This window comes from Clostridium sp. CCUG 7971, assembly GCF_017590215.1.
GTDB lineage: Bacteria > Bacillota > Clostridia > Peptostreptococcales > Peptostreptococcaceae > Faecalimicrobium.
On the sequence record NZ_JAFFPK010000119.1, the window covers coordinates 1 to 6,971 of the forward strand.

At 27.0% G+C, this 6,971-nt stretch carries 8 protein-coding genes; all 8 read right to left on the reverse strand.

What is annotated here, in order from left to right; translation table 11 throughout:
* Positions 1 to 24: 24 nt before the first annotated feature.
* The 8 genes from JWF52_RS14650 to JWF52_RS14685 all read right to left on the reverse strand — a co-directional run bounded on the left by JWF52_RS14650 (position 25) and on the right by JWF52_RS14685 (position 6,843).
* Complete coding sequence (locus JWF52_RS14650; RefSeq protein ID WP_208334282.1) at positions 25 to 720, reverse strand: HD domain-containing protein; 696 nt, start codon at positions 718 to 720, stop codon at positions 25 to 27.
* A 20-nt stretch (positions 721 to 740) separates the two neighbouring features.
* Positions 741 to 1,574, reverse strand: coding sequence for a 16S rRNA (cytidine(1402)-2'-O)-methyltransferase (gene rsmI / locus JWF52_RS14655; RefSeq protein ID WP_208334283.1), 834 nt, complete (start codon positions 1,572 to 1,574; stop codon positions 741 to 743).
* A complete protein-coding gene (locus JWF52_RS14660; protein WP_042278146.1) occupies positions 1,575 to 2,327 on the reverse strand; it encodes a tRNA1(Val) (adenine(37)-N6)-methyltransferase in 753 nt (250 codons plus the stop codon).
* A 127-nt stretch (positions 2,328 to 2,454) separates the two neighbouring features.
* Entirely contained in the window at positions 2,455 to 3,336 is an 882-nt protein-coding gene (locus JWF52_RS14665; RefSeq protein ID WP_208334284.1) for a PSP1 domain-containing protein, read from the reverse strand.
* Complete coding sequence (locus tag JWF52_RS14670; RefSeq protein WP_208334285.1) at positions 3,333 to 4,268, reverse strand: DNA polymerase III subunit; 936 nt, start codon at positions 4,266 to 4,268, stop codon at positions 3,333 to 3,335. The genes JWF52_RS14665 and JWF52_RS14670 overlap by 4 nt, the downstream gene beginning before the upstream one ends.
* Before the next feature lie 2 nt (positions 4,269 to 4,270).
* Positions 4,271 to 4,960 carry a dTMP kinase gene (locus JWF52_RS14675; protein WP_208334286.1) on the reverse strand — a complete coding sequence of 230 codons (690 nt, stop codon included), beginning with the start codon at positions 4,958 to 4,960 and terminating at the stop codon, positions 4,271 to 4,273.
* Between the two features lie 107 nt (positions 4,961 to 5,067).
* Entirely contained in the window at positions 5,068 to 6,480 is a 1,413-nt protein-coding gene (locus tag JWF52_RS14680) for an aminotransferase class I/II-fold pyridoxal phosphate-dependent enzyme (protein ID WP_208334287.1), read from the reverse strand.
* A gap of 171 nt (positions 6,481 to 6,651) precedes the next feature.
* Complete coding sequence (locus JWF52_RS14685) at positions 6,652 to 6,843, reverse strand: DUF378 domain-containing protein (RefSeq protein WP_208334288.1); 192 nt, start codon at positions 6,841 to 6,843, stop codon at positions 6,652 to 6,654.
* Between the last annotated feature and the right edge of the window lie 128 nt (positions 6,844 to 6,971).

Genomic DNA, 6,971 nt, shown 5'->3' on the forward strand with positions numbered 1-6,971 from the left:
CAGAGTATTTTTATGTTATATATTTTATCTGCTATATCTATAAATATAATTAGTAAGTACATAATTCATATATGTTTTTATTACGCCACTATCCTCATTAGGATTTAACAGTTTTCTAGTCGATACTATATCTGCATATCCTAATAATAAAACTCCTATAATATCATCATTTAATGCATCAAATATTTCATATAGCTTTTCTTTTGGCATATCATTATTTTTATAAAGGATTAAAAGTGTCATATGATGTCTTACATATTTGCATAGAATATCTATATTTTTATAAGATAACCCTAATTCTTGTCCTAGTTTAAAAGTTATCTCTTCACCTATTATCTCATGACCTCTAAAATGAACCCTATTATCACTATCAACTGTCTTACTAGCAGGCTTTCCTATATCATGTAAAAATACTCCTAACTTTAGTAACTGAAATTTAGTTAGGTTATTATCTAATTTAGTATTTAAATATTCTTCTACTCTTTTTTTTAAATGGCTTGAAAAAAAGTTTTTTTCATTTACTATACTCTCAAACTCTTCTAAAGCATATAAAGAATGATCATATGCATTTACTACATGATATTTGCACTCACCAATCACCTTCATATCCTTCACTTGAGGTATAATTTTTTCTAGTATTTGATTTTCATCTAGTTCACGAAAATGATTATAAGTTTTTTCTACACGTAAACTATCTAATAGACTTTCTTGTAGTTTCATATATATCACTCCAAATTTTTTTATAAATCTAATACTTGCTTGTAAACTACATCTTTCTTTAGCTTTCTATCTTTACATACTGCTTTAATCGCTTCTTTTTTATCCATTCCACTTTCAATTAGTGTTACAACATATTCTCTTTCGCTAAGGTCATCATAGCTATTTTTTACAGTTTTTTCACCTGTAAAACCTTCCACTATTAAAACAAATTCTCCTTTTATTTCTCTTTCATTGAATATATTTATAACAGTTTCTAAATCTTCTCTTATTATCTCTTGATACTTTTTAGTAAGTTCTCTATTTACTGATATTTTTCTATTACCTAATATCTTTAACATATCCTTTAAAGTATCTTTTAATCTATGTGGTGATTCATAAAAAATTATTGTTCTACTTTCTTCTTTTAATTCTTCAAGTTGCTTTCTTCTAACCTTTTTATCTCTATCTAAAAATCCTTCAAATGCAAATTTAGCAGTCTGAAGTCCTGAACTTACTAGTGCAGTTATAGATGCCGTCGCACCTGGAAGAACTTCTATCTCTATATTATTTTCTATAGCTTGTCTTATTATATCTTCTCCTGGGTCTGATATTCCTGGCATACCAGCATCACTTACTAATGCTATATTTTCTCCATCTAGTAATTTATTTATTAGGTATCCACCTTTTGAATCTTTATTATGGTCATGATAGCTTGTTAGTGGTTTAGATATATCGAAGTGATTTAAAAGTTTTATACTATGTCTTGTATCTTCTGCTGCTATTAAATCAACTTCATTTAATATTCTTATACTTCTATATGTCATGTCCTCTAAGTTACCTATTGGTGTTGGACATATATATAATTTTCCGCTCATTTATTTTTCTCCTATATCTTCATTTGCATAAACTGCTCTTAATTCTTCTGTGTAGTCTCCATCTTCACCGTAAACATATAATGGGTCTAGTATTTTTAATTCTGGTCTTCCATCCTTTGCAAACTCTACAAGCATTAAATTTGGAGCCTTATTTGCTCTTGGATGTATAAATTGTATTTGCTTAGGTTCTAGTCTATATTTTCTACCTAAATCTATTATATCTACTAATCTTGTAGGTCTATGTATCATAAAGAATTTTCCTTTAGGCATTGTTAATCTTGATGCAGCTCTTATAACATCTTCTAAGTTACATTTTACCTCATGTCTTGATATAGCTTTTTTATCATTTGGATTTTTAATTCCATCCATATGCATATATGGAGGATTCGATGTTACAACATGGTATCCATGTACTTCTAATTCTTTATCAATTGTTTTTATATCTGCATTTATTATTTTTACTCTATCTTCTAGATTATTTAATTTTACAGAACGTGTAGCCATTTCATAAACTTCTTCTTGTATTTCTACTCCTATTATCTCACTAGCTTCACTTTTACCTGCAATAAGTGTAGGTATTATACCTGTTCCAGTACCTAGGTCAACAACCTTAGCTCCTCTTTTTACTTTTGCAAAGTTAGCCAATAAAACTGCATCTACACCAAAACAAAATCCCGTTGTATCTTGTATTAGCTTTAATCCCTTTAATTGTAAATCATCTATTCTTTCTGTTTCTTTTAGTTTTATTTCCATAAGTATCTCCTTTTAATGTCCTGTTTCACATATATCTATTTTATAGGTATTATTACTTTAAAAAAGGTAGGAAAAATCCTACCCCCTTAATCTTATGATAATTTTTAATACTTATATAAATAGAATCTTAGTCTTCTAATTTCTTTAATTCTCTTATTGTCGCTTCATCTAAGCCTTCTGCTCTTAAACTATTTCCAGACTTTTTAGGCTCTTGTAAAACTTTAACTTCTTCTCTATGGCATATCTTTATAGTTTTATCATTAAATTCTATTTTAACTTGTTCTAATAATGGATTTATTTCTACTACTTTACCTTTAGCTTCTTCAACTTTTACTAATGCCCCTACTACTGGCATTGAATCAATAGCTTCAGCATATACATCATGCTCATATTTTAAGCAACAGAATAATCGTCCACATATTCCAGAAATCTTTGTAGGATTAAGAGATAAACTTTGATCTTTAGCCATTTTTATTGAAACTGGTTGGAAATCTCCAAGCCATGATGAACAGCATAATCTTCTTCCACATGGTCCAAGTCCACCAATAGACTTAGCTTCGTCTCTAACACCTATTTGTCTTAACTCTATTCTTGTTTTAAATATTGCTGCTAAATCTTTTACTAATTCTCTAAAATCTATTCTTCCTTCTGCTGTAAAGTAGAATATTAATTTATTTCTATCAAATGTATATTCACAATCTATTAAATACATCGTAAGCTCGTGTTCTTTTATTTTTTGCTGGCATAACTCAAAAGTTTCTTTTGCTTTTTCTTTGTTTTCAAGATATGCATCAGTATCTTCTGGTGTAGCTATTCTTATTATTGGTTTTAATGGTGAAACCAACTCTTTTTCTTCTATTTCTTTAGGACCAACAACTATTGTCCCATATTCTAGTCCCCTTGCAGTTTCTACTACTACGTCCATATTTTTTTCTATTTCAAATTCAACTGGATCAAAATAATATATTTTTCCAGCATTTTTAAATCTAACACCCACTATCTTTATCATTTAATCACCTCATATATATTCAAAGCCATAACTTGTATACTTATATTAAAGTTACAATTGCTTCTTATCTTTGTCTTAGTATCTTCTATTATATCAATAATCTTTGATACTTGCGAATATGTAATTTTTTTGCTCATATTTTGTATAAATACTATCTTATCTGCATTTATTATCATACTTTTATCAATATTTTCTTTTAACATCATCATATCTCTAAAGTAATTTACAAAAATGTCTAAAATACTAACGATTTCTTTTTTATACTTGTCCATATTAGCTGGTATTTCTAATATATCTATAATCTTTTTATCAAGTATAGTTTGTATATAAGATTGTATATCGTCTCTCATTATTGCAAAATCGGCTGACTCTGATAATTCTAATGCTTTTTCAATACTTCCCCTAGAAAAAACTGAAAGTAACTGTGCCCTTTGTTCCTCTATTCCTTTATCTATTAAGAATTTTTTTAAATCTAATAAAGATATAGGAAGAAATTTTATTATTTCACATCTAGATTTTATAGTGTCTAATAATCTTTCCTTGTTACTAGTAATTAAAATCATTATAGCATATTCTGGCGGCTCTTCTAATGTTTTTAATAGAGCATTTTGAGCTTCTACTGTCATTTTTTCTGCTTCATTTATTATATATATTTTGTACTCTTTATGTGGTTTTATTATTATATCTGTTTGTAGTTTTCTTATTTGAGCTATTTTTATACTACTTCCATCAGCATTAATATTTATATAATCTGGACTACTATCTACATTTTCAGTATTTAATAGTATTTTTGCTAGTTCCCCTGCAAATTTCTTTTTCCCTATTCCATCAATACCCTCAAACATGTATGCATGATTAACTTTATTTTTTCTTAATGAATTTGTTAAATACTTTTTCGCAAATTCTTGACCTATTATATTTTCAAAATACATATCTAACTCTCCATAGATTTTATTGTATTTATAACTACTTGATAAATCTCTTCATGGATACTATCTATACTTCTTAATTCATTATTTTCAACACAGTTTATTTTCTTCCAATTATATTTATCTGCTATATATAAAGAATTATTATATGAATCTTCTAAGTACTTAATATCACTTTCATGTATATCCTTTTTATCTTCACCTGTAAATTTATTTTTTCTATTCTCCATAAGCTTTTGACTAAACTCAATTGGTACGTCTAAAAATACTACACAGTCAGGTTTTGGTATCTTATACATGTTAAATTCATAATCTGTTAACCAATCTAAGTACTTGTCTCTATTTTCTTTATCCATTTTAGAGGCTTGATGTACCATATTAGACGTTGTATACCTATCAGCAAGTATTATATCTCCATTGCAATAAAATTCTTCCCACTCTGTCTTATATGATGCATATCTATCTGCTGCAAAAAATGTAGATGATACATATGGATCTACATCTGATGGTTTATCTCCAAAATCACCTCTTAAATACATTTTTACTAGTGATGATGATTCTGACTTATAATTTGGATATTCAACCTTTTTTATATTATACCCATCTTTTAATAGTCTTTCATATAACTTCTTAGTTTGTGTTGCTTTTCCGCTTGCATCTGATCCACTTTCTATGATTATTAACTTTCCGTTCATATTTTATATCCTGATTAAAATTTCTCCTTACATTATTAATTTCATTATCTCTAATACACTTTAGATAATTATTTTAATCAGATTCCACCTCCATATTTCTTTACTTATTATTCACTTATAATCTCTATAAATTCTAAATTTGAATCTTTTATTCCATTTACATGCATACCTTTTTTATTGCATAGTAATACATAATCTATCACTTCTTTTGTTATTATTTCTCCTGGAGATAATAAACTTATCCCTGGTGGATAAGGTATTATATATTCTCCACTTATTTTACCTACACTGTCATATATTTTAACACTTTTTTTACTCTTATAAAATGCTTCTCTAGGGCTCAAAGCTTTTTTTGGTATTATATTTGGATATTCTACTTCTTTTATGTTTTCTTTTATATTATTACTATCATATATATTTTTTAATGCCATTTCTAATTTTTTAAGATCTTTATCATCATTACCTATAGTACATATTAATAATACCCCATAATAGTTAGATAATTCTACCTGTATATTGTACTCTTTTCTAAGTATTTCTTCTAATTCATATCCTATTAATCCAATATTTTTTGATTCCACAAATATTTTAGTTTTATCATATTCATTATATACCCTTATAAGTTCATTACCCTTAATATTTTCTTTAAACTCATCTATATTTAATAAAAGCTCCTTCATTAATTCTTTTCCTTTTGTTTCATATATATCAATAGCTAACTCTAGTGAGGCCATAAGTGTATATGATGGACTTGATGACTGAACAAATCTTAGCATAGATGATAATCTAGAATGATTTACTCTATTTCCCTGTGTATGTATCATAGATGCTTGTGTAAATGCTGGTAAAGTTTTATGTGTACTTTGTATAACTAAATCTGCACCTTGCCCTAAAGCAGTCTTAGGTAGTTCATCACTTAATCCTAAATGAGCTCCATGAGCTTCATCAACTATAACTATCATATTTTTACTATGCGCGTAATCACAAATAGTTTTTAAGTCATATGTAATTCCATAATAAGTTGGATATGTAAGTAATATAGCTTTTGCATCTAGATTATTATTTATAACTTCTATAGCATCTTCTAATATAACTCCATTTACTATATTATTATCTTTACTTATATCTGCATTTATATATACAGGATTTATATCTCCTAATATGCATCCATTTATAACTGACTGATGGCAATCTCTATTTACAATTAATTTATCTCCTGGCTCACAAGAAGCCATTATAGAGGCTTGTATTCCACTTGTGCTACCATTTACTATATAATATGTATTATCACTTTTAAACACCTTAGATGCTCTTTCTTGAGATTCTTTAATTATACCTTCTGGAGAATGTAGGTTATCTGTTCCTATTATCTCTGTAGTATCCATTTTATACATCTTATCTATTATTGATGTGTATCCTAATCTATCATATATTTTTCCCATTTTATGTCCAGGCACATGAAAAGATACTAGATCTATATCAACTATTTCTTTTAATTCATTTATAATTGTGTTTTTCATTTATAGCTCCTTATATTTATACCTTTATATCTAGTTTCAATCTTTAATATTATTACTACTTATTTAATAATATCAAAACTTTGCCTATATGTTTTGATTTTATATAATTTAATTTTTTATATAAATAAAAGCCGTTGATTTTTATTATTATCAACGGCTTAAATATCATTTCTAATCATTATCATTAGATGCAAATGTGAATAGTAAGTATATACCTGCTAGACCAACTAAAGAATATATTATTCTACTTATTAATGCATAAGTACCTCCAAATATATTCCCTAATAAATCTGCTCCAAATACACCTATAATACCCCAGTTAAGAGCTCCTATTATAGCTAATATTAGTGCAAATCTTCTCATATTTATCACTCCTATATAGTTAAATATCTATAAATATTTAATATTTATAGATTCGTATAAGAATAATATTACGATTATAGTATTAATTATAATATTATTCTTATTTTTATATAGAATTTCCAATTTTT

Bases quoted from the DNA above. Each gene is read 5' to 3' on its own strand.
- JWF52_RS14650 (WP_208334282.1), bottom strand. From the start codon at position 720: ATGAAACTACAAGAAAGTCTATTAGATAGTTTACGTGTAGAAAAAACT.
- rsmI (WP_208334283.1), bottom strand. From the start codon at position 1,574: ATGAGCGGAAAATTATATATATGTCCAACACCAATAGGTAACTTAGAG.
- JWF52_RS14660 (WP_042278146.1), bottom strand. From the start codon at position 2,327: ATGGAAATAAAACTAAAAGAAACAGAAAGAATAGATGATTTACAATTA.
- JWF52_RS14665 (WP_208334284.1), bottom strand. From the start codon at position 3,336: ATGATAAAGATAGTGGGTGTTAGATTTAAAAATGCTGGAAAAATATAT.
- JWF52_RS14670 (WP_208334285.1), bottom strand. From the start codon at position 4,268: ATGTATTTTGAAAATATAATAGGTCAAGAATTTGCGAAAAAGTATTTA.
- JWF52_RS14675 (WP_208334286.1), bottom strand. From the start codon at position 4,960: ATGAACGGAAAGTTAATAATCATAGAAAGTGGATCAGATGCAAGCGGA.
- JWF52_RS14680 (WP_208334287.1), bottom strand. From the start codon at position 6,480: ATGAAAAACACAATTATAAATGAATTAAAAGAAATAGTTGATATAGAT.
- JWF52_RS14685 (WP_208334288.1), bottom strand. From the start codon at position 6,843: ATGAGAAGATTTGCACTAATATTAGCTATAATAGGAGCTCTTAACTGG.